At 61.6% G+C, this 24,180-nt stretch carries 15 protein-coding genes; 6 read left to right on the top strand and 9 right to left on the bottom strand.

The window, feature by feature from the left end; all coding sequences use genetic code 11:
• Positions 1-241 precede the first annotated feature (241 nt).
• The 5 genes from cobG to AD663_RS24780 all read left to right on the top strand — a co-directional run bounded on the left by cobG (position 242) and on the right by AD663_RS24780 (position 12,048).
• A complete protein-coding gene (gene cobG / locus AD663_RS24800) occupies positions 242-1,561 on the top strand; it encodes a precorrin-3B synthase (RefSeq protein ID WP_053214712.1) in 1,320 nt (439 codons plus the stop codon).
• Complete coding sequence (locus tag AD663_RS24795; RefSeq protein ID WP_003186258.1) at positions 1,554-2,180, top strand: precorrin-8X methylmutase; 627 nt, start codon at positions 1,554-1,556, stop codon at positions 2,178-2,180. The genes cobG and AD663_RS24795 overlap by 8 nt, the downstream gene beginning before the upstream one ends.
• Entirely contained in the window at positions 2,180-2,911 is a 732-nt protein-coding gene (locus AD663_RS24790) for a precorrin-2 C(20)-methyltransferase (protein ID WP_053214711.1), read from the top strand. The genes AD663_RS24795 and AD663_RS24790 overlap by 1 nt, the downstream gene beginning before the upstream one ends.
• On the top strand, positions 2,908-4,602 hold the full coding sequence (gene cobJ / locus AD663_RS24785) for a precorrin-3B C(17)-methyltransferase (RefSeq protein WP_053214710.1): 1,695 nt from the start codon (positions 2,908-2,910) through the stop codon (positions 4,600-4,602). The genes AD663_RS24790 and cobJ overlap by 4 nt, the downstream gene beginning before the upstream one ends.
• A 384-nt stretch (positions 4,603-4,986) precedes the next feature.
• The gene (locus AD663_RS24780) at positions 4,987-12,048 is read left to right on the top strand and encodes a TcdA/TcdB pore-forming domain-containing protein (protein ID WP_053214709.1); all 7,062 of its coding nucleotides are present in this window, start codon (positions 4,987-4,989) and stop codon (positions 12,046-12,048) included.
• A 77-nt stretch (positions 12,049-12,125) separates the two neighbouring features.
• Here the strand turns inward: AD663_RS24780 and AD663_RS24775 are convergent, their stop codons facing one another.
• Positions 12,126-12,767, bottom strand: a complete 642-nt coding sequence (locus AD663_RS24775; protein WP_053214708.1) for a hypothetical protein — start codon at positions 12,765-12,767, stop codon at positions 12,126-12,128.
• Between the two features lie 227 nt (positions 12,768-12,994).
• On the opposite strand from AD663_RS24775, the gene AD663_RS24770 reads away from it, so the two are divergent.
• Positions 12,995-13,813 (top strand): hypothetical protein, encoded by an 819-nt coding sequence (locus AD663_RS24770; RefSeq protein WP_053214707.1) that lies wholly within the window; start codon positions 12,995-12,997, stop codon positions 13,811-13,813.
• 18 nt (positions 13,814-13,831) lie between these two features.
• On the opposite strand, the gene AD663_RS24765 is transcribed toward AD663_RS24770, so the two are convergent.
• From AD663_RS24765 to prmA, 8 genes are all read right to left on the bottom strand, one after another.
• Positions 13,832-14,428 (bottom strand): MarC family protein, encoded by a 597-nt coding sequence (locus AD663_RS24765; RefSeq protein WP_003186248.1) that lies wholly within the window; start codon positions 14,426-14,428, stop codon positions 13,832-13,834.
• Positions 14,429-14,490: 62 nt separating this feature from the next.
• Positions 14,491-17,265 (bottom strand): hybrid sensor histidine kinase/response regulator, encoded by a 2,775-nt coding sequence (locus AD663_RS24760; RefSeq protein ID WP_003186244.1) that lies wholly within the window; start codon positions 17,263-17,265, stop codon positions 14,491-14,493.
• Between the two features lie 99 nt (positions 17,266-17,364).
• Positions 17,365-18,660, bottom strand: a complete 1,296-nt coding sequence (purD, locus tag AD663_RS24755; RefSeq protein ID WP_003186241.1) for a phosphoribosylamine--glycine ligase — start codon at positions 18,658-18,660, stop codon at positions 17,365-17,367.
• A 148-nt stretch (positions 18,661-18,808) separates the two neighbouring features.
• Positions 18,809-20,416, bottom strand: coding sequence for a bifunctional phosphoribosylaminoimidazolecarboxamide formyltransferase/IMP cyclohydrolase (purH, locus tag AD663_RS24750; protein WP_053214706.1), 1,608 nt, complete (start codon positions 20,414-20,416; stop codon positions 18,809-18,811).
• A gap of 83 nt (positions 20,417-20,499) precedes the next feature.
• Entirely contained in the window at positions 20,500-20,820 is a 321-nt protein-coding gene (fis, locus tag AD663_RS24745; RefSeq protein ID WP_003186237.1) for a DNA-binding transcriptional regulator Fis, read from the bottom strand.
• Positions 20,817-21,824, bottom strand: a complete 1,008-nt coding sequence (gene dusB, locus AD663_RS24740) for a tRNA dihydrouridine synthase DusB (protein WP_003186227.1) — start codon at positions 21,822-21,824, stop codon at positions 20,817-20,819. Before dusB ends, fis begins: the two co-directional genes overlap by 4 nt.
• 185 nt (positions 21,825-22,009) lie before the next feature.
• The gene (locus tag AD663_RS24735) at positions 22,010-23,239 is read right to left on the bottom strand and encodes a DUF3426 domain-containing protein (protein WP_003186225.1); all 1,230 of its coding nucleotides are present in this window, start codon (positions 23,237-23,239) and stop codon (positions 22,010-22,012) included.
• 30 nt (positions 23,240-23,269) lie between these two features.
• A complete protein-coding gene (gene prmA, locus AD663_RS24730; protein ID WP_003186223.1) occupies positions 23,270-24,148 on the bottom strand; it encodes a 50S ribosomal protein L11 methyltransferase in 879 nt (292 codons plus the stop codon).
• Between the last annotated feature and the right edge of the window lie 32 nt (positions 24,149-24,180).

The following is a 24,180-nucleotide window of genomic DNA, read 5'->3' as shown; positions in this document are numbered from 1 at the left end:
GCGGGCAACTCGATCAAAATGTGGGAGCGGGCTTGCTCGCGAAGGCGTCGATTCATTCAACATCGCCGTCTCAGACTGACCGCTTTCGCGAGCAAGCCCGCTCCCACAGTTTGAATTGGGTTGTGCACAAACTTTGTGCTTGGCCCTATTAATCCGACCGGCAAGCTTTTCATGACCCCCGGCAAAGCAGGCATAATGGCGCTCCTTCGCCTTTGCGGCGTGCTTATCTACCGGTTATCCCTTGAACGAACGTCCATCAACCAACGTCATACGCCCCTCGGGTTGTCCGGGTTTGTTGCGTGTCGTCCAGGCGTTGGACGGTGGGATCTGCCGGATCAAGCTCGATGGCGGTTCCATCCGGGCGGATCAGGCCGATGCGGTGGCTGCGGCGGCCGAGGGATTTGCCGGAGGCGTGATCGAGGCGACCAATCGCGGCAACCTGCAAATCCGCGGGATCGGTCCGCGGCACGGCGCGTTGATCGAGCAACTGCTGGCCGCCGGACTCGGCCCGCGAACGCCGGCCGGCGATGACGTGCGCAACCTGATGCTCAGCCCCTCGGCCGGGATCGACCGGCAGATGCTGGTCGATACTCGCCCGCTGGCCGCGCGGATCCTCGTTACCTTGCAAACCCATGAACGCTTCCATGAGCTGTCGGCCAAGTTCGCCGTGCAATTGGATGGCGGCGAAGCCATGGCGATGCTCGAACATCATCACGACCTTTGGCTCTCGGCCCTTGTGTGCGATGGCGAGCCCTGGCTGGCCTTCGGCTTGGCCGGATCGCCGCTGGATGAACCGGCGGGCAGGGTCCCGTTGGCCCAGGGGCATGCGTTGGTGGTGGCGGTGCTGGAGCAGTTTCTCGAGCGGGCTCGCCCGGACCAGACACGCATGCGCCATTTGCTGAGTGAAGTGCCCCTGGACGACTTCATCGCCCAGTTGGCCCGTCGGGTGCCGCTGCAATCGTGCACGGGTTGGCAGCGGGACGCCTCCATCGACGGGCTGCACCTCGGCGCCCATCCTCAGCGCGACGACCGGGTCTACGTGGGCGCGGCGGCGCCTCTTGGCCGGCTCGACGCCGTCATGCTGCGCGGCGCGGCACGATTGGCGCGGGAGCAGGGTGACGCCAGCCTTCGCTTCACCCCTTGGCAAAGCCTGCTGCTGCCCAACGTGCGCCGCGAGGATGCGGACCAAGTGTTGGCGCGCCTCGAGGAATTGGGCCTGTTGTGCTCGGTTGATCAACCCCTGGCGCAACTCATCGCCTGCACCGGCTCCAGTGGCTGCGGCAAAGCCTTGGCCAATACCAAGGCCGATGCCCGGCAACTGGCCGAGCTGCTGCAACGCCAGGGCCGAATCTTGAAGATCCATCTGTCCGGTTGTCCGCGTTCCTGTGCGGCAGCCCATATCGCGCCTGCCACTTTGCTGGCGGTGGCCCCCGGTCGTTACGACCTGTATTTTCGCGATGCGACGCTGCCGGGTTTCGGCGCGTTGCAGGCGCACAATCTGACTATTGAAGTGCTCGGCCACTGGCTCGACGCGCGCCCCCGGAGCCCCCTTGATGCTTGATTACATCCGCGACGGTCAGGAGATCTATCGCAACTCTTTTGCGATCATCCGCGCCGAGGCCAACCTGGCGCGCATTCCGGCTGACCTTGAGAAGCTTGCGGTGCGGGTAATCCACGCCTGCGGCATGGTCGAGGCCATCGACGGCTTGCAGTTTTCCGAAGGCGCGGGCACAGCCGGGCGTCAGGCGCTGGCCGCTGGTGCACCGATCCTCTGTGATGCGCGGATGGTCTCCGAAGGCGTCACCCGGGCTCGCCTGCCAGCCAACAACCCGGTGATCTGCACCTTACGTGACGAGGGCGTGCCGGCGTTGGCCCAGAAGCTGGGCAACACCCGTTCGGCGGCGGCCCTGGAGCTGTGGCGTCCGCACCTGGAAGGCAGCGTCGTGGTGATCGGCAACGCGCCGACCGCGCTGTTCTACCTGCTGGAAATGCTCGACGCCGGCGCGCCAAAACCGGCGCTGATCCTCGGCTTCCCGGTGGGCTTCGTCGGTGCCGCCGAATCCAAGGCGATGCTCGCGGCCAATAGCCGTGGCGTTCCGTTCGTGATCATGCAAGGTCGGCTTGGCGGCAGTGCCATGGCCGCCGCCGCCGTCAACGCCCTCGCTACGGAGATTGAATGATGCAGCAGCCTGGACGTCTGATCGGCCTTGGCGTAGGCCCCGGTGACCCGGAATTGATTACGGTGAAGGCCCTGCGCCTGCTGCGTGAGTCGCCCGTGGTGGCGTACTTTGTCGCCAAGGGCAAGAAGGGCAATGCCTTCGGCATCATTGAAGCCCATCTGCAAGAAGCCCAGACCTTGCTGCCGCTGGTCTACCCGGTCACCACCGAAGCATTGCCGGCGCCGCTGTCCTACGAGCAGGTGATTGCCGATTTCTACGACACCGCCGCCGAACACCTGGCCGTGCACCTGGATGCCGGTCGTGACGTGGCGGTGATCTGCGAAGGCGACCCGTTCTTCTACGGCTCCTACATGTACCTGCATGATCGCCTGGCCGAGCGTTATGACGCCGAGGTCATTCCTGGCGTGTGCTCGATGCTTGGTGGTGCCTCGGTGCTCGGTGCGCCGCTGGTCTATCGCAACCAGAGCCTGTCGGTGCTCTCTGGCGTGCTGCCTTTTGAGGACCTCAAGCGTCGCCTGGCCGATGCCGATGCGGCGGTGATCATGAAGTTGGGGCGCAACTTTCCCAAGGTTCGCCAGGTGCTCCAGGAACTGGGCCTGGACGGGCGGGCGCTGTACGTCGAACGGGCGACCATGGCCAACCAGAAGATCGTGCCGTTGGATGAAGTCGAGCCGATGTCCTCGCCGTACTTCTCGTTGATCATCGTGCCGGGCGAACGGTGGCAGGGATGACGTCCAACCCTCCGGCAATCGTCATCCTCGGTCCGGGCAGCCTCGCGACAGCCCGGCGGATCCAGCAGCGCTACCCGGACGCCTTGATCCACGGCCTGGCCGGTCGGGTCGAGGGTGCGGATCGTCAATACCTGGAGTTCGGCGCCACGTTGCGCGAGCTCTATCAGCACGACACGCCGATCATCGCCCTGTGCGCGGCCGGCATCGTCATCCGCACCCTGGCGCCGCTGCTGCTGGAAAAAGGCGTCGAGCCGCCCGTGCTGGCAGTGGCCGAAGATGGCAGCGCCGTGGTGCCGCTGCTGGGCGGCCTCGGCGGGGTCAATGTCATGGCCCGCGACATTGCGCAAACGCTGCAAGTCGCGCCGGCGATCACCACCAGCGGCGAATTGCGTTTCGGCACGTGCCTGCTCAATCCGCCGAGCGGCTACCGCCTCGGCGACCTGGAGCAGGGCAAGCGCTTCGTGTCCGATCTGCTGGCCGGTGAAACGGTGCGTATTGAAGGTGCTGCGCCGTGGCTGGACCAGGCGCAGTTGCCCGAGGATGGACAGGCACGATTGGCGATCCGCATCGACAGCGCGGCGGGCACGCCTGCGGTGGATGAGCTGCGTATTTATCCGCGCAATGTCGTCGTGGCGATCAGCGCAGGGGCGTTGCCAGCCATTAGCGAGAGCTTGCGTGAAGCCGGCCTCGCCGTGCAATCGCTGGCGTGCCTGTTGGCGGCGGACAGCGACATGGCCCGGCCAGAACTGCATGAGACCGCGTCGGCCTTGAACGTGCCACTGCGTTTCGTGCCGGCCAGTGGTGATGTCGCCCAATGGCTGAACGAAACCCTCGGCCAACCCGCGTCAATTCGCACGGTGGGCGAGCATGCCATCGCTGTGACTGAGCTGCCTCTCGACTCCCAGCAAATCGGCCGTCCGCGCGGACGCCTGGCGGTGATCGGCCTTGGCCCGGGTGCTGCCGAGCTGATGGTGCCGGCGGTGCGCGCCGAACTCGACCGCGCCACCGACGTGCTGGGTTACGAAACCTACGTGCGCATGGCCGGGCCATTCCGGGCCGATCAGGTGCAGCACTGCACCGACAACCGCGAAGAAATGCAGCGCGCCCGCCACGCCTTCGAACTGGCGGCCCAGGGCCGCTCCGTGGTGGTGGTGTCATCCGGTGATCCCGGCGTGTTCGCCATGGCCGCCGCGGTGCTCGAAGCATTGCATGAGTCGACGGATGCCCATTGGCACACCGTCGATCTGCAGATCCTTCCTGGGGTCTCCGCCTCCCTGGCCACGGCCGCCCAGGCCGGGGCGCCACTGGGCCATGACTTTTGCGTAATGTCGCTCTCGGACAACCTCAAGCCGTGGTCGATCATCGAAAAACGCCTGGACCTGGCCGCCGAGGCGGACTTGGCCCTGGCGTTCTACAACCCGATTTCCCGTTCCCGCCCGTGGCAACTGGGGCGGGCGCTGGAGATCGTCGCGCACCATCGTACGGCACAGACGCCGGTGGTGTTAGGCCGCGATATCGGTCGTCCGGGCCAGACACTGCGCGTCACGACGCTGGGGGCGTTGACCCCGGATCAGGTGGACATGCGCACCATGGTGCTGATCGGTTCTTCCACGACCTGCCTATTCCCGCGTGCGTCCGGCGGAAACTGGGTCTACACGCCTCGTTGGTATGGGCACAAGCCTGCCTCCTGAACCGCACTGTTCACTTGTGGCGAGGGAGCTTGCTCCCGCTGGGCTGCGCAGCAGCCCCTCACCTGACACCTCGGTGTATCAGATTGATCGAGTCGCTGCTTTTGGGGCTGCCTTGCAGCCCAGCGGGAGCAAGCTCCCTCGCCACGGGATAAATATGAACTTCAGGACCGCGTTTTCGATTCGTTCGCTTTATTTGTTCCCGAATAAAAAGAAGCGTGAAATTCTTAGTCTGGGTCGCTCTTTGAAATGCATTGAAAGCCTTCCTGTTTGAACGGTTGGATTTTAAGCGGTAGTTTGCCTGTCTTTTAGCACGGCCTGTTGCGGCATATATTTTTATGTTTGTTTTGGTCTGTTTATGAGTTAAGTAAATAAGGAGTGTCTTTTATGCAGGAAGCAGAAAGCTTAAACAGTGACGGTTTGGTCAAGTTCATCAGTCTTTTCAAATTATCAGATCTTGAGCGGGTGTTGTTGCCGTACAAAAACAGTGAGCAATACGATGCGGTCATCCGCTACTACTTCGCCTGTGTCGGTATGCCGGAATCCCGGAGGTTGCTCGAGCCATTAGGGCTCTTGAAACAGACGTTGGCCGGGTTCCTCGGCAACCGTCGGACACGGCGCAGCCTGGATGTGCGCACTTCAGGCCCTATTGGCACCGGACCGGACCTGCCGCAGATATATAGCAGGATCGAAAGTCATGAAGCGCGCCTTCAATTCAGTGCCGAGCAGATGAAGCAGGTTGCCACGGAGGTTCCCAGGACATTGAACTTTACGTGGCTGGGTGGTGGGCTCGGTGGTATTCAACGCGACTACCTCAATGTGTGGAAACAGGTCTTGGCTCCGCAGGGTTATACCTTGAACTTGTGGTACGACAGTGATGCGCTCCTGGCTTGGCAAACCAATAAACTTATTGTCGAATCGGCCAAGGCGGATGTATTCCTGCAAGGAGTTGAAGACACTATTTCCGAAACTGAATTGGGTGCCGCGTACGAAAGGCGCGCCGTTGTTTTGAAACAACAAATGTATGCGCATATTAATAAAGCCGTAGCTAGTGGTGAGTCCGCCGATGAGGCCCGGATAGATTTACTGGTGCGCGCCTACGGCCAGGATGCGGTAGAGCTGCGAGAACAATTGGAACGCAATCGTCGCAGTGTATTGGACATGAGCGACTTCGAGTTGCGCGACTTGGCTGCCGGCGCCATTTCTTTACAGTTACAAGATATCTATGAAAGGGAAATGCGGTTGAGTGGAAACATGGCGGCAGCGTCTGATGTCGTGCGCGCCGAAGTCCTGTTTGCCGAAGGCGGCAGTCATACCGATATCGACCACCTTCCGCCATTGTCGAACACGCTGGGCACCGTTGATATCAGTGGTTTTGACCGTGAGGCCCGCCTGGGACTCCTGCAACTGTTGCTGAACAACAATCCCGAGTGGATGCCTGGTCGCCAGGCCTCCTCCCATTATTACGGGGGGATTCCAACTGAGTATTTTCCAGCATTGGAAACTTTCGCGAAGAGCCGGCCGCGTCTGGGCGAGGTCTTCGAGGCACCGGAGCAACGGCTTGCCCGGCCCTTTGCGCTTCGGGCTCTCGCCATGGAACAGGCGTTATCCAACGCGTTTTTGATGGCTCATCCAGGCGCCGAGATACTCCAAACGGTGATCGATCGCTTTCGGTCCAATTACGAACTGATCGATGCCTCGATGCGGTTGGCGGCCCAGCGTGGTGTTTCATCGAGCGATGTGGCTGCCATGTTGGATGTGGCGGAGGAGGTATTCGAAAAAACCTATGGGCCGCTGAGCGAACTGCCGATGGAGCAAGTGCCCGCCGCGATTGCCCTGGTAACGGCCGTAGCGACTCATTTTGGCGACGGTATTCGGCTCGAGAGTGAGGGCACCATTCATCTGACGGGCCCTGGAGCCATGCGCGACGGCATGGTCGACTACGCGAAGGCGCACTTGAGCGCTGAGGCGGCCGCAACCTTGCGCAAGGAGGCGGCCATTGCACCCAACCGGACGGTTAACGGTGCTACCGAAGAGGAGCAGGATCACTCCTGGAAGGCCAACGGCAACGATGCCGAGAAATGGGTCCGCGAGGAGCGCGCGCGTTGGCGTGAGGGTCAGTATAAGGCGCGCTACAGCGGCGATATCGCGCACTTGCTCAAGCAGTCTACGGTCGAGTTCCAGCAGGGCTGGCCGCTGATCGAAGGGCGGGCGGTGCTGCTGACCGACGTGCTGGAACGCTTGGCCGAGGGGCTCGGCGAGCCATTCATCGAAGCGATGCGCCAGGGGCATGACGGTGAAATCCGTTTTGATAAGCCACTGCCGCTGAGTTTCGATGATCGCCAGCTCATCAAGAGCCAGTCACCTGACGCGCTTGTTCCGGTCTTCCTGAGCGATGAAAAAATCCGCGACCAGGGAATTGATGAAGTGCTGAGTGACATCGCCAGTGGCGCCCGCCGCTTCATTGAAGCGAGTCCTTTGCAGCGGTTGTCGCTGGGCCTGCTACTGGGGATGGACTCCCTGGATAACCCGCATTTCAATGCAGCCACCAGCGAGCTGGAAAACCTGGCCAACGGCGTAGCCGAACAGGGCGTTTCCGGACGTTATGCGGCCATCGAGCGGCAGCTGTACAAGCGCAAGGCCGCACGATTCATGAGCGGCCTGGGAGGCGATCCGGCTTACGCGTCGATGCCGTCCGACAGCGCACTGGAACTGAAAAAAACCGCCTTGAAGGAGGCACGGACCTTGTTCCAGTGGGGACGTCAGGTGGCGCGAATCCAGAAAGTGGCCGCCCTTGAGCATCGTATCGAGGTTATTGAGCGGTCAGGGCAGTTGCTTGACGGATTCGGGCACAACGGCGTTCAAATGGTTCCTCAGGATTTGTTGCTCAATCGCGATGGCGAGGCGATTGGGGGGCGCTGCTATCCGTTGGCGCTGGTGATGAGCGCGGCGCTGGCCCAAGGTGATAGCGCCTCCGGACTTTTACGCGAGCGTTTCTTCCTGGCTGTGCTCGAACCGGAGCAAGACGATTCCCAAGGCTTCCTCCACGCGCTGGAAGCCCTGCGGGACGTACCGATGAGTGACGTCGGTACGTCGCTTGGACAGGCGAACCTTGATCGGGTCACTGCCGCGCTCGAGAAGCACATTGGCCCCCGTACGCTATTGCTCAACTCGGACAACCATTCAATGCTGGTGGCCAAGACCGTCAGCGCAGAACGCTCCCTCTATCATTTTTTCGACCCCAATTTTGGCCTGTGCAAGTTCGAGGGCCCGGAGGCATTCCTGCGTGGCTTGGAGCATTTTTTCCAGAAAGAGGGCATGGCCCGCTATTACGCCGCCTATGGTTCTGAAAACCGACCGGAATTCGATCTGATCGACCTGCAAAATGAAAAGGTCTCGGCCTTGCAGCTGTCCGATGGGTTCACGGTGGAGCATCTGCTGCAACCCGGCGCCTTGCCTGGGCAGTCGCAACGCCCTATGAGGCAGCGGTTGGCCAGCGCCCGTGGGCAGTCGTTGCAGAACAATCCTCGGCTGGGCAGCTGTCTACTGGCCCTGGATGGACATTGGTGGAGCCGGCAGATCGAACAAGCGACGAGCCGGCTCCAGCAGGAAAACCAACTGGCGGCTCATCTTGTGCCGTTGTTCGACACGCTGGAGGTCACGCCGGATGGGGCGTACCGGGTGAGCCTGATCGATCCGGTCAATCCTGAGCAACTGGTCCGGGTCGTCACGGATGACCATCGGCTCCTGCGGATAAAAAGCTACCTCTCGGAACAGTTTTCGGCATTGGCCAACAAACCCTTCGTGCCAAGCGATCCCACCGAGGTGGGGAGTGTCCACACGCTGAACGCCGGTTTCGCCATACAGGCGCTGATGAACGCGTTGCGAAGCCAAGAGGGGTCTGGTCGGCCCCTGACCCTGGCGGTCCGCTTGCACGCCTATGTCAACTACGCGCAGTTGGCGCATGGCAACGTGGTGGATATCGCGGGCCTAGTCGGCCTGGTTAGGCAGGCGCTGGCCGAAGAGAAACTGATTGCCCGTACCGTCGCGCCAGTGGTCAAGGCAGCGGTCGGCTCTAGCGTGAGCGAAGCGACCGGGGGATTGTTGCAGTTGGCCAATGTCGGGTTCGACATCTACCAATTGTCGACGGCCTACAACGATGTTGAACGCGCTCAGTTCGGCACCCAATTGGCTTTCGATTCGGCCAGCCTGGTGTTGTCGGTGGGCGCATACGCCGTTGGTGCCACGACCGCTGGCGCGGTGCTTGGTGGCGCCGCTGTGATCCTGGGTGGGTTGGCGGTGGGGGTGGGGGCGCTGGCCCAGGGTTTTGCTATCGTCGCCGAAGAAGCCAAAGAGGTCGGGTTGTTATTCGATGATATCGCCAAGGCTCATCTGCAGGCGTACCGGTTTGATGCCAGGCAGGGTGCATGGCTGCCGCGCTCCTCGTTGATCGTCCAGACGCTAGATCTGACTCGGGGCGCATTGATGTTGGACAGCCCCAAGCTCTATCCACAACGCGATCATTTTGGGGTGCCAACGATAGAGCTCGATTACGATCGGGCCATTAACATTCGTCGAGATCTAGGTCTGCCGGGTCAAGTTGCATTCAAGCCACCTGCCGGCCAAGTCATCGTACTGCCCTGCACACCGCAAACCTGTTACCGCTATGAGTACATCGCCCTGCCATTCGCGACATCGCGTCATGACACCGGGTTCGACACGGCGCGACGCCTGGAGAAAAGGAAAGCGGACGGCAGCTGGCAATTTCAGTTTTCCTTTTATTCGTTTCCCAGCGAGTACATCGTCCGTCGCATGGTTCCCGATTATCGGCAAACGGTGATCGACGTGGTGCTCGACAGTGCTGACCGTTCACTGGTGGTGCCTCTTATTCCGCCGATTTGGCACAACATGATCGCTTATAAAATCCAGGGGGCCGGCAAACGATGCGCATTGGTCATTCACCCCGGCGTGAGACTGAGCCTGGAATCGACGAGCCTGCAGGTGTCCACTTGGTTTATGGACGCCTCCTGGGCCTCGGAGCAAGAGATAAGGATTGAGAGTTACGATAAGTTTTTCATCGACGACGTTCAGGTGACGATCGTTGGAGGGTGGCGCCATGAAATTTCACTGCGGCTCGCCGACAATCAAATATTCAAGGTTGATTTGGCCAATCGCACGCTGGTGCTTTTGGAACTGGACGCACCGCCCGACATGGATCAGCAAACGTTGCAGGATCATTTCAAGGCCCTGGCTCGAGACCACCGTCTAGCGATGGCGTACACACCGATTAGCCACCACCTCATTCCGTTTGAGGACCCGGACGAGCCCCGCCGGATCACCGCCTGGTATGACGCGAAGGAGGACCGTTTCCTTTATATCCGCGATGATCTGCCGGGTGCCGGTGAGGCGCTGTTGGGGGCGGTGGTGGGCAGTGCCTGCTATTTCTACAATCCGCAGACCCTGATCATCTGGCAAGTCGATGCGCTCACCGGGTTATTGAGCCATCGGTATTGGTTGCGCAGCACCAGCAACCTGGTAAGCACCATCAAGAGCATCGAGGCGGACGCCCAAGGAGTGATTCATGTCGTCCAGCAAGTCACCCGCGCGGACCAGACCGTCGATGTGCTGAGGTATGTGATCCATGATGGGCAGCTGCTGCTCAGTTCAAACACGCGAGAGCTGGATCTGGCAATGGAACCGGCCTTGAGCGCCAGCGAGACGCTGGCCGACTGGTCGCAGGTGCTGGGCGACAGCCTGCCCCTGACGCCGAATACCAACCCGGAGGACACTTTTGTCACCGTCAATTGGCAGCCGGCGCCCTTCGTTTCGATCTGTTGGAAGTCCGACGCGCAATGGCGGGACATGGCCTGGGTTCGCCGCAGTGACCGCTTGATCATCCGTCCCGCGCCGAGGCGAAACCAGCCGCGTGGATGGCCCGACTCGATCAAGAACATGACCGATCTGACGCTGCTTGCACCACCGGATGATAGCGATGTGTTTGTCATCTACGACAGGCTCAAACAGGAACTGTGCAGCAGGCGGCGTACTCTGGTGGAGGGCAAGGGGCATTGGTCCAACAGGTGGACCAACACCCCTAGCCTGGAAAATGTCATCGCCGTTGACGGTGGCTACGTGGCGCTGACCTCGGGAGGCGTGTTCTACAACCTGAGTGGCCAAGGTGACCTGGCGCTGGCTGGCGTTAGGGAACAGTGGTTCAAGGGCCGGGCACAGTGGTGGTCGGAACTGGACACGTTGGCCCAGCGGCACGGGAGTAAAAGTCTTGTCCTCATCGGTTTGACCAACGTTAGCGGTGACGAGCGGTTGTGCGCCTGGTACGTCGGCAACCGGTTGCTGCTGGCTGACTTAGGTAGCGCAACGGAGCTGCGGCTACTGGGGGCCACCCCGGATAGCGAGGCGGCCTGGTTGTTCGACGTGGCGAGTGGCGAAATCTATCGCCAGGGGTTTATCGATCCGCAGGCACTCGACGCTGCCTTCGGCGAGGGTTCGCAATTGCTGCAATCGGAAGCGCTACCCCAACCGCAACGTGAATGGGCGCCCTGGCAGTTTGGCGAACTGACGGTCGAGGGGGCTGGCTTGCGCGGCGTGACACTCGACGGCGTGGTGGTCGTGTTGCGCGATGGGGAGCCGGCACGGATCACCGGTGTCACTCGGGAGTGGGTCGCCACTCAAGGGGGGCGGGAGATCGACGGCCTCAGGCAGTTGGTCGCCCGGGTGCCCCATAGTCCGCTGTTGTCGGTGGAGGAGTCCGGTAGCCTGAAGTGGTTCGTGACCGGGACGGAACGGGTGATCCGGGTTCCCAAGGCCGCCATCCCGGAATCGTTCGATGTATTGGGGACCCAGCGGCAGACCAATGTACTGCTTCATGAAAGCAGCAATGGAAGGCTGCTTGCCCTGCCAGATACGGGCCTGGGCGGGCCGCTGAGTTATGTCCAGCGTGACGGCGAAGTGCTGGTGGTCGAGAGCCAGGAATCGAAGGTCGATGATCTCGTGGCGTTGATGCCGGATGACGTCGGGGTCTTGGTCCTGCGCATGGGCCAGGGCGCGGTGAGTTACCGACTGTCCAGGACGGCCTGGTTGAGAATCAAGTCGGTCGTCCTCGACTGCCGGCCTCCGCTGGGCGGCCCGGTGACTGTTCCCGGCAAGTTGGTCTGGGAGCTGGATGAGCCTGATGAGTTATTGCTCAGCAGGGTCCAGGAGCACCTGGTTATCCTTGATCCCAACAGCGGACATAGTCTGATTCTTCGCCAAGTGTATGCGGCGGACGTCACCTTGCGTGGCGATGTGCTGCTCAGTTTCGGTGAGCATCGACATTATGCCGTTTCAACGTTAGTGGAGCGGTTGAGCGCCCTGCAGGACGTCTCGAACGGCGTCACGCTGCAAGCGTTGTTGGAGGTGTCCCCCGAGGTGGAAACCAACTCGGTGGATTGATCCCAGGCAGTCCATCTACGCGTGGGCTTTGAATAAAGGAGGGTTGCAGGTGTTATCACCCGCAACCCGCTGGACGATCATTTTCTTAAGTTGAATCGTCTCATCAAGTGTTCATTCACTAACCTGTCGACAAGCGCTCTTTTGCTGTTGAGTTCCCGTCTGTCCAGCTTCAAAAAAGCCCTGCGCTGGATAATCCTGGCCGAGCGTTTTTCCCAATTCCAGAACAGGAAGCTGCGTCTTTTTACTTCAACACTCAGTTCAAGTTTGAACAGGGCAATATGCAGGTTGCCTTGTGCGTCGTATCGGGCCGGGACAACTTGGAACGTCTCGCCTTCCTGGGTTTCGTTGTCAAAGGAGAGTAGGGCCGGGTGATCGGTCTTCAATGTGTCGAGGGTATCGATCATCGCGTTTGCCTGCCGTGCATCCTTCATCGCGTAGGCGCTCTCCACAAGGAAATCAGCCACGGAGCCCGAGACAATATGTTGTGTCCGTGTGTGGATGGAGTCGCCATACAGCGACCAACCGAGGAAGTCCAAGGTGCGGGCATATTCTTCGAACCAGCCCTTGGGATCTGCGTAGCGATGATGGCCGAGATCGGCTGATCGGGTGGCGACGTTATTGCAATCGGCGATGTCGTTGTGGTCGGGCAGGGACGGTGCGCCGATATACGAGAACAGATTGGGGCCGGTGACCAGCCCGGTTAATAGTCCATTATTCATGAAAGCTTTCCGCTAAGTTGAGTGTGCTGTCGCACTTTCTGGACAGGTCATAATGAATGCTCTTCTCGTGCGGATGGGCGTGAATATAAGTCCGGATGTTGAAGTTGTGGCAGGCGTTGTGGGCTACATATGTTGCAATTAGTTGGTGTTGTTGTTTTTGGGAAGTGTGAATTAGATTGAGGCTGGTTCGCAGGAGCGAACGTTAACTCACAACAAGGAAGACGATTATGGAACAGTTCGAAAGTTCGATCAGTGTGGCGCAAAGTGTTGAGTTGATTCAGGCCCGTATAAACCGGCGCAGGACGCTGGCCGTTACGGGGCGGCGTGTACGCCGGTCGCTGGATCAGCCTGACAGCCCGACCAAGGACATGGACGCGCTTATGCTAGGCGATGCGCTTGTTGGCTATGGCAACAACATGTCGCTCAATAACATGGCGATCATGGAAAACCTGATGACCATGGCCATTATGGAAGCCAATTTCGAAGTGCCCGGCGGCAAGAATACCCGGGCGTGGTACGACGCGTTCATCCAGTGCCTGCATGACCTGGGCTGCTTTGTCGCCGATGACGGCTATACCCGTTATTCCGAAAGTACCCGGCGGGTGGACATGGATTTTGTCATCAGCGATATCGTCAAGGGGATCATCGAGGGTGTGAAGGCCAGCGTGCCGGCCGCGACGGTACTGGGGGCGGTGGTGAACACCACGATCGATGGCTTGAAGCGCGATGAGCAGACCATCAGTCTGTTCAACAATCAGGTCAAGACGGCTGACGGTGCACGCCTATCGGTCATCCCGTGCGAACAATTGGCCAACGGCATCCTGATCGCCTCGTCCACTTCGATAAAACAGACCGGCGCCTCGAGTAACGGTGGGGTTCTTTTCGTGAACTGGCAGTCTTCAGCGCGAGAGATTTTCCGCGGCAAATCATTCGTGACCTTCAACCCGGTTCGTTACGAAGAGTTCCGCCAGGACATCGAAGAGTATCTGGGCGTGCATCGCCGGGAAGTCCTGAGCCGAAGGTTCGCCCGCCGCAAGCGCGCCTGACCCCAGGCGCTGCCAGGGCTACGGCACCAGGTAGCCTTTCACTCCGGTGAAAATAATCTGCGCCGCCAGCGCGCACACAAACAGCCCCATCAGGCGGCTGACGATCTGCAAGCCCTGGTCGCCAAGAATCCGCTCGATGCGGCTGGACAGGTAGAGCACCACCCCGACGGTGAAGCTGGCCAGGGCGATGCTGATGATGGCCATGAGTTTGTCGTCCCAGTGCGGCTGGCTCACGCCCATCACCAGCAGGGCGCCGATGGTGCCAGGGCCAACGGTCAATGGAATGGTCAGCGGGACGATGGTGACGTCCTGCTGGACATTGTCAGTCTGTACCGCCGACTTGCCTTGGGCCATGCCCAGCGCCGAGATGAACAATACGCTGCCGGCGCCGATGCGGAACGCATCCACAGTGATGCCGAACACGCTGAAAATCACTCGCCCGAACAAATACAGCAACACGCTGGACACCAGCGTCGCGGTTGCGACCTTCCAGGCCAGGCGCCGTTGTTCTTTACGCGAATAGCCACGCGTCAGGCCGATAAAACACGAAAGCACGAAGAAGGGGCTGTAGAGCACCAGCATCTTCAGGTAAACGCTGAACAGCACATGAAGCATGATCGAGGCTCAAGGCGGAGGAAGACGACGGAAGTCTAACAGGCGATTTACCGCCTGTCGGCTCAGGAGGTTTGCGCGGTACGGTTCTGCTGATCGCGCTGGGCCACCCAGTGTTCGATCAGCTCGCGCAACTGTGACAACTCCACCGGCTTGGCCATGTGCCCATCCATCCCGGCCTGACGGGCGCGCTCCTTGTGCTCGGCGAGGATGTGCGCGGTGAGCGCCACCACCGGAGTACGGGTCCGTTGGTTGCCGACTTCCCAGGCGCGAAGTTGCTGGGTGGCGGAAAAGCCATCGAGGATCGGCATTTCGCAGTCCATCAAGACCAGGTCGTAGCGCTGCTCCTTCATGGCCTTGAGGGCTTCCTCGCCGTTGCTGGCGGTGTCCGGTTGCAGGTTGAGCTTGCCGAGCATGCCCCGGATGACCTTGGTGGAAATGCTGTTGTCCTCGGCCACGAGAATGCGGAAATCGCTCGGAACCTTGACCGGGGTGGGCGGACCGGCATTGGCCTGCACGGTCGTGGCCTGGCCCCGGTTGCGCTGGTTCAACTCGTCCGCCAGGGTCGTCTTGAGGGTATAGCCGGCCACCGGCTTGGCGAGGATGCGCTTGACGCCGCTGTTGCGCGCCACGATCTTGCTCGGCGCGTTGCTGATGCCGGTGAGCATGATCAACAGGATGTCGTGGTTCAGGCTCGGGTCTTCCTTGATCTTGGCCGCCAGTTGCATGCCGGTCATGCCGGGCATGTTCTGGTCCAGCAGGACCACATCGAAATAGTCGCGCAGGTGCGCCTTGGTGCGCAGCAGTGCCAGGGCTTCCTTGCCGGACGGCACCGCGCTGACGTTCAGGCCCCAGGCGCTGCACTGCTGCACCAGTACTTTGCGGCAGGTGTCGTTGTCGTCGACGATCAACACCCGTGCCCCTTGCAGCGGGCCATCGAGGTCGGAAGTCGGATGTTCGAGGCGATCGGGATCCAGGGGCAAGGTCAGCCACAAGGTACTGCCCTGGCTGCTGCCGCTTTTGATGCCGAACTCGCCGTGCATCAGGATGATCAACTGGCGAGCGATGACCAGGCCCAGGTTGCCGCCCAGGCGCGTGGCCGAGAGGAAATTCTTGCTGTGCAGTTCTGCATGCATCAGCGTATCCCGTTCTTCGGCATCCATCGGCGAGCCGCTGTCCTGCACCGCAATGCGCAGGCGCGGCTGGTTGCTGCGTTCGTCGAGGGCGACGACGATCAATACCTCGCCCTCGTCGGTTTTTTTCAGGGCGTTTTCCAAAAGGCTCAGCAGTGCCTGGCGCAATCGCGTCGGGTCGCCGCTGATCACGCGCGGCACCTGCGGCTGGATGAAGCTGATCAGCTCGACATTCTGCTGTTCGGCCTTGGCGCGGAAGATGCTCAGGCAGTCCTCGATCAACGCGTTGAGGTCGAACTGCACGTCATCCAGTTCGATCTGCCCGGATTCGAGGCGGGAGATGTCGAGAATCTCGTTGATCAGGGTCAGCAGTTCATTGCCGGCGCTGTGGATTGTCTGCACGTAGTCGCGCTGCTTGACCGACAGCGGTGTGCCCAGCAACAACTCGGTCATGCCCAGCACGCCGTTCATCGGGGTACGGATCTCGTGGCTGATCTTGGCCAGGAACTCGGCCTTGGCATTGATCTCGGCGTTGCTCGCCGCCAGGTCGCGGCTGATGCTGAAGCGGCTTTCGTTGATCGAACGCTGGCGCTCGCCCAGGGCGACACTCATCAACAGGCCACTGATGCAGATGAACACCAGCAGCGTGATGATCAGGCCCTGGGGCGGGACTTCCGTCAGCCCTTGCAAGGCGGGAAGGATGATCAGCGTGCCCAGGTTGAAGACCACCATGGCCGCGACGAACAGCCGTGCCGGGCGGTAGCCCTTTTGCCAGTGCCAGGCGCTGACGAACAGCATGCTCAGGCCGGCCAGGGCCACCAGGGCATAGGTCATGATATTGAGTGGCAGCGTGTTGACGAACAGCAGCAACAGGCTGCACAGCATGATGAACACGATGTCCCCAAGCAGCAGCCGGTTCAGCGGGTGCGGGCCCAGGGGGGCGAAAAAACGGTAGGCGAACATCAGGCCGCAGGGTGCCGTCAGCAGCAGGGCCAGGTAGGCGCCTGGCGTCTGGACTTCCGGCCAGTCGGGCAGCCAGGGCCCGGCCAGGTTCAGCAGCAGGATCAGGCTCAGCATCAGCAGCCCTTCACAGGCGGCCAGCCACAGGCAACTGCGCGAGCGGGTATAGGCGTAGCGGGTGAGGTTGTGCAGGATCAGCATGGCGATGCAGCCGAACAGCAGCCCATAGACCAGCGTCTGGTTCTGGTCGGCCGCCGCCACGACCGCCGATTGCAGGGTCACGTACGGGCGCAGTTCATGCCGGGATGCCAGTCGCAGGTAGACGTCCAGTGGTTTCTCGCTGCGGGGCAGGGGCAACATGAAGTCGTTGCTGGGCACCGTAGGTTCGGTATGGGGCAGCGAGTTGCCGCTGACTTGCTGGTCGATCAGCGCGTCGCCGTCCAGCACATAGAGATTCAGGCGTAGCAGGTCGGGGGCGAAAATTCGCAGGATCTGTTCATGCCTGTCGGGCGCCAGGCGGAAACGGAGCCACAAGGCCCCGCCGGGTTCGGCCGCCCTGAGGCGGTCCAGGTCGACGGGACTGAATTGATTGGTGTAGCGGGCAGAGCGGATGTCGCTGAGTTTCAGGTCGCCCTGTTCATCGAGCAATACCGCCCAGCCACTGCCTGGCGCGGCCTGGGCCGGGAGCACGCAGAGCAGCGTCAGCAGGGTAACGGTAAAGCCTATGGCAATCCTGAGCCAGCGCACGGCGAAATCCCTTCGTAGGTTGATGCCAGATTATAACTATGCGCGGCGCCGGAACAGTCAGGCAAGGGCCATAGGCCCCTGCCCGGCTGAATGACCGGGTTATTCCGGACTTTCGCCACGTTCACGGGCAATGGCGCGGTAGCCAATGTCCTTGCGGTAGAAGCAACCTTCCCAATCGATCTCGGCGGCGAGCTTGTAGGCCTGCTGCTGAGCTGCGTCGACACTGGCGCCCATGGCGGTGGCGCACAGTACGCGTCCGCCGGCGGTGACCACCTGCCCGTCCTTCAACGCAGTGCCGGCATGGAACACTTTGCCTTCCAGCCGGGCTGCAGCATCCAGGCCCCGGATCGCGCTGCCCTTGGCGTAGTCGCCCGGGTAGCCGCCGGCCGCCAGTACCACACCGACGCTTGGACGGGGATCCCATTGGGCTTCGACCTTGTCCAGCGCCTGGGCCAATGCGGCCTCGACCAGCAGCACCAGGCTCGACTGCAAGCGCAGCATTACCGGCTGGGTCTCAGGATCGCCGAAACGGCAGTTGAATTCGATGACTTTTGGGTTACCAGCCTTGTCGATCATCAGGCCGGCATACAGGAAACCGGTGTAGACATTGCCTTCTTCGGCCATGCCTCGCACGGTCGGCCAGATGACCAGGTCCATCACCCGCTGATGCACCTGGGCGGTGACCACCGGGGCAGGGGAATAGGCACCCATGCCGCCGGTGTTCGGGCCGCTGTCGCCATCGCCGACGCGCTTGTGATCCTGGCTGGTGGCCATCGGCAGGACGTTCTTGCCGTCCACCATGACGATGAAGCTGGCTTCCTCGCCATCAAGGAACTCTTCGATTACCACGCGCGAACCCGCGTCGCCGAAGGCGTTGCCGGCCAGCATGTCACGCACCGCGTCTTCGGCTTCAGCCAGGGTCATGGCAACGATCACGCCTTTACCGGCGGCCAGGCCATCGGCCTTGATGACGATCGGAGCGCCTTTCTCGCGCAGGTAGGCCAGGGCCGGTTCGATTTCGGTGAAGTTCTGGTAGTCGGCAGTCGGGATCTTGTGGCGCGCCAGGAAATCCTTGGTGAACGCTTTCGAGCCTTCCAACTGCGCGGCGCCGGCGGTCGGACCGAAGCAGTCCAGGCCACGGGAGCGGAACAGATCGACTACGCCGGCAACCAGCGGTACTTCCGGGCCGACGATGGTCAGCGCGACGTTCTTCTCGGCGAAGTCGGCCAATTGTTCCAGGGCCAGTACGTCGATGGCGACGTTTTCGCACTTGGCTTCAATGGCGGTACCGGCATTGCCCGGAGCCACGAAAACCTTCTGCACACGCGGATCCTGGGCCACTTTCCAGGCCAGGGCGTGTTCACGGCCACCGCTGCCAATGATCAAAACATTCATTTCAAAAACCTCAAATTCTGTAAGGCGCTGCTGGGGCGCTTTATGTGGGAGCGAGCCTGCTCGCGAAAGCGGTGTATCAGCCACCATCAACGTCGCTGGCAGATTGCATTCGCGAGCAGGCTCGCTCCCACATTTCGATCGGGGTGTATCAGTGACGGAAGTGGCGCATGCCGGTGAATACCATGGCGATGCCGGCTTCGTCGGCGGCGGCGATGACTTCGTTGTCACGCATCGAACCACCCGGCTGGATCACCGCGGTGATACCGACCTTGGCCGCATTGTCGATGCCGTCGCGGAACGGGAAGAACGCATCGGAGGCCATGACTGCGCCTTGTACCTGCAAACCGGCGTGTTCGGCCTTGATGGCGGCGATGCGGGCCGAGTTGACGCGGCTCATCTGGCCGGCGCCGACGCCGATGGTCTGGCGGTTCTTGGCATAGACGATGGCGTTGGACTTGACGTATTTGGCGACTTTCCAAGCAAAGATCAGGTCGTGGATTTCCTGCTCGCTCGGCGCGCGCTTGGTCACCACCTTGAGGTCTTCGCTGCCGATCATGCCGATGTCGCGGCTCTGTACCAGCAGGCCGCCGTTGACGCGCTTGTAGTCCCAGGCCGGTGCACGGTCGGCCGACCATTGGCCGCAGGCCAGCAGGCGCACGTTGGCCTTGGCGGCGACGATGGCGCGGGCCTCTTCGCTGACCGACGGGGCGATGATCACTTCGACGAACTGACGCTCGACGATGGCCTTGGCGGTCTCGGCGTCCAGCTCACGGTTGAAGGCGATGATGCCGCCGAAGGCCGACTCGGTGTCGGTGGCGTAGGCCAGTTCGTAGGCCTGGCGGATGCCGCCCTCGGCGTCCGGGCTCACGGCCACGCCACATGGGTTGGCATGCTTGACGATCACGCAGGCTGGCTTGACGAAGCTCTTCACGCATTCCAGCGCGGCGTCGGTGTCGGCCACGTTGTTGAACGACAGCTCCTTGCCTTGCAGCTGGGTGGCGGTGGCGATGCCGACTTCGGCAGGCTTGGCTTCCACGTAGAACGCCGCGCTCTGGTGCGGGTTCTCGCCGTAGCGCATTTCCTGGGCCTTGACGAACTGGGTGTTGAAGGTGCGCGGGAACTCGCTGCGGCCTTCGGTCGACAGGGTTTCGGCAGCCTGGTTCACGGTGCCCATGTAGTTGGCGATCATGCCGTCGTAGGCGGCGGTGTGTTCGAACGCCTTGAGCATCAAGTCGAAACGCTGGGCGTAGGTGAGGCCACCGGCCTTGAGGCTTTCGAGCACGCCGGCGTAATCGCTGGCATTGACCACGATGGCCACGTCCTTGTGGTTCTTGGCCGCCGAGCGGACCATGGTCGGGCCACCGATGTCGATGTTCTCGATGGCGGTCGGCAGGTCGCAGCCGGGCTTGCTGATGGTAGCTTCGAACGGGTAGAGGTTGACCGCCACCAGGTCGATCGGCTTGATGCCGTGTTCGTTCATGATGGCGTCGTCGATGCCGCGACGGCCCAGGATCCCGCCGTGGATTTTCGGATGCAGGGTCTTGACCCGACCGTCCATCATTTCTGCAAAACCGGTGTAGTCCGCGACTTCCACTGCGGCGACGCCGTTGTCCTGCAGCAACTTGAAGGTCCCGCCGGTGGAAAGAATCTCGACGCCCAGCTGTTGCAGCTCGCGGGCGAATTCGAGGATCCCGGTCTTGTCGGAAACGCTGATCAAGGCGCGGCGGATCGGCAGGCGGGTGGTCTGGTCGGTCATTTCAATTTCCATCAAAAGCAAGGGAAGTCAGCAAAAAAGGCGACCGTTTTTTACGCGGGCGCCTTTCTGGTTTGATTGAATGCTTACAGCAGATCGTACTGCTTGAGTTTCTTGCGCAGGGTGCCGCGGTTCAGGCCCAGCAGCTCACTGGCCTTGGTCTGGTTGCCCTTGACGTAGTTCATTACGCTTTCGAGCAGAGGCGCCTCGACTTCGGAAAGCACCAGGTTGTACACATCCGTGACGGCAGCGCCCTCAAGGTGGGCGAAATAATTGTGCAGCGCCTTCTCGACACTCCCGCGAAGGGTCTGGCCTTCTTCGCTGGGCGTATTGAGGTGCTGTTTCAAATTCACGTTGTCGCTCACGGGTGTTGTTCCACTCACTAAAGTCTCGGTCATCATCGTCATGCGGCCACCCCTTCGTCCCCTGTCAGGCTCTTGTAACGCTCAGCGAAGAACGCCTGAACGTCGGCGCATTGTGCTTGCGTACCATCCAAACGATTGAAGCGGGCGCGAAACTCCCTGGCGCCCGGCAGGGTTGCGAGATACCAGCCCACATGCTTGCGAGCAATGCGTACGCCCATGACATCTCCGTAGAAGCCATGCAGCGCGGCCAGATGCTCTAGCAGAATACGTTCCACCTCGGCCAACGGCGGCGCAGCGAGCTGTTCGCCGGTGCGCAGGTAATGTTCTATCTCACGAAAAATCCATGGCCGCCCCTGGGCGGCCCGGCCGATCAACAGCCCGTCGGCACCGGTTGCATTGAGCACGTGCCGGGCCTTCTCGGGCGAATCGATATCGCCATTGGCAAAGACCGGGATCGACACCGCCTGCTTGATCGCGGCGATAGTGTCGTACTCGGCCTCGCCGGTGTACAGGTCGGCGCGGGTGCGACCGTGGACCGCCAGCGCCGTGATGCCTGCCTGCTCGGCGATCTTCGCCACCGTCAGGCCGTTCTTGTTCTCCCGGTCCCACCCGGTGCGGATCTTCAGGGTCACCGGCACATCGACCGCGGCGACAACTGCCTGCAGGATCTCTGTCACCAGTGCTTCATCTTTCAACAGTGCCGAGCCTGCGGCCTTGTTGCAGACCTTCTTCGCCGGGCAGCCCATGTTGATGTCGATGATCTGCGCACCCATCGCCACATTGGCCCGGGCGGCTTGCGCCAGCATCTGCGCGTCGCCACCTGCGATCTGCACCGAGCGAGGCTCGGGATCGCCTTCATGGATCATGCGCAGGCGCGATTTTCGGGTGTTCCACAAGCTCATGTCGCTGGTGACCATTTCCGAAACAACAAGACCTGCGCCCAGCCGCTTGCAAAGCTGACGAAAGGGCTGGTCGGTGACGCCCGCCATGGGGGCGAGAACCAGGCCGTTCTGCAATGTATATGGGCCGATGCGTACCGCCGACATAGGACTTCCCTGAAGTGGGGCCGGATCATGAGACTTCGAAAAAGGGTTGGCATGATACCCGCTCTCGATGACCGGATAAAGGTCGAATTGGATAAAATCTGAACAGCTATTTTGTTATTGCCAGCGGTTTGGTCCGGGCGTGGTGAGTCAGAAAGCTGTCGTCAATCGGCCGACCCTGGCCGGCTTCACTCGGGGGAATGGAAGCTCAGACTGTAGTTCACCGCTTTGGGCCCTGGGTCGAGGATGTCCAGCGCGATGTGGATAGGCGTCTGCGGCGGCATTTCGCCGCGGCCTTCGAGATCGCCGCCCAGGTATTCCCCGGGCTTGAAGCGACGGCTGGCGATCAGGTGCCCGTTGAGGTCGGCAAAACGCAGCTCCAGCAGCGGAAAAGGCTGGGAGAAGGGCGCACGGTTGTAGATGATCGCGTCCACTACCAGGGCGCCGCTGAATTCCGGATGGCTGCGCACCACCAGGTTGCTGCTCTTGATCTTGGCGATGTCGACCTTGGACGGTACGTCGCAGCCCAGGGTCGGGCAGACTTGCAGGAACCACGGGCGATACTGGTCCTGGCGGGCCAGCTCTTCGAAATGGTAGGCAATGTACTGGCCGCCCAGGGCTGCGGCGGCAAGCAGGATCAACAACCCCCACAGCAAGCGACGGCCCCAGGGCGAGCGGCGTTTGCGCCAGTCCAGTTGCAGCGGGTCATCGTCCAGGTCATGAAGGGCCTCGGCGCGGATCCCGGGTTCATGTCGTTCGCGAGCCTTGCGCAGCGGCGGCGCTGGCTCGGGTTCTTCGTCGTGATCGTGGTCGTCGGTGGCGGACAGGCGCTCGAGATGTTCCTCGGGCTCGTCGTCCGGCGCCAGGCGCAGCGGGACGACAGGCTCATCGTCCGGCTCCAGCGGTTCGAGGGCCAGGGACAGGGAGGGTTCGGTGCGTGGTGGCCGGGCCGGCTCATGGGGCTCGAACGGTTCGGCAGGCGTCAGGAGGACGGCTTCGGCGCGTTCGCTGGACGATTCGCTGTACAGGCTGTCTGGCCAGGTATCCTGCTCATCCGACGAAGGGCTGCGCTGTGCGCTGAGGTTGTCTTCGCGACGCCGGCCCGTACTGCCGCTTGTCCGGTCGCGCCGCTCCAGGCGCGCCAGTTCCTTGTCCAGATCATCGAGATCGAGTTCCGCGGCTGACCATTGCTTCTGGCTGATGGCCCGGGGCGGCGCTTCGGCGGCGGGTTTGGCGGGCGCGGCGGCGGGGGGCGCGTCCTGCCTGGCCGTGCGCTGTTCCAGCAGTTGTCGTGCGGCATTGAAGACTTGCAGGCAGGAGCCGCAACGAACCACCCCGCGGGCCACGCTCAATTGAGCGTGGCTGACGCGGAAACTGGTATGGCAATGCGGGCACTGGGTGACGAAGCTGTCAGTCATGCGGCAATCCGGTGGATACAGGCGGCCATTCTAGCGCCGACGTCCGGTGATGCGCACCCAGCCATCGCGATTGGCGATCGGGTCGAGGTCAAAGTCGGTGGCATAAGCGGCGGCCACTTCTTCGCCCTGTTCAGCGAGGATGCCCGACAGCGCCAGGCGCCCGCCCGGCTTGACCAGGCTCGACAGTTGCGGTGCCAGGGACACCAGCGGCCCGGCGAGAATATTGGCCACCAGCACGTCGGCCCGGACCTGTGGCAAATCCTGCGGCAGGTACAGCGGGAATGACGCTTCGGCAATATTGTTGCGCCCGGCGTTGTCACGGGACGCTTCCAGGGCCTGGACGTCGATGTCGGTGCCGACCGCTTCCTTGGCGCCCAGCAGGAGCGCGGCGATGGCCAGGATCCCCGAGCCGCAGCCGAAGTCGAGTACGTTGCAGCCCTTGAGGTCCTGGCCGTCGAGCCATTCCAGGCACAGCGCGGTGGTCGGATGGGTGCCGGTGCCGAACGCCAGGCCCGGATCCAGCAGCAGGTTGACCGCGTCCGGCTCCGGCGCCGCGTGCCAGCTCGGTACGATCCACAGGCGCTGGCCGAAGCGCATCGGCTGGAAGTTGTCCATCCAACTGCGTTCCCAGTCCTGGTCTTCGATCACTTCGCTGTGGTGCTCGGGCAGCGGGCTGCCGGTCAGCAGTTCGAGATGAGCCAGTACGCTGGCTGCCTCGGTGCCGCCTTCGAACAGGGCCAGCAGATGAGTGTGGGACCACAGCGGCGTGGTGTTGAGTTCCGGCTCGAAGATCGGCTGGTCCTCGGCGTCCATGAAAGTGACCGACACCGCGCCCACTTCAAGAAACGCGTCTTCATAGGTTTCGGCTTGTTCCGGGCTGATGGCCAGACGTACTTGCAGCCAAGGCATGGCGGGCACCTTTGAAAAATCTACAGGGGGCA

The organism is Pseudomonas sp. Q12-87 (genome assembly GCF_001269755.1).
Taxonomy (GTDB): Bacteria; Pseudomonadota; Gammaproteobacteria; order Pseudomonadales; family Pseudomonadaceae; genus Aquipseudomonas; species Aquipseudomonas fluorescens_S.
This window is presented reverse-complemented; position numbering and strand designations above follow the sequence as displayed.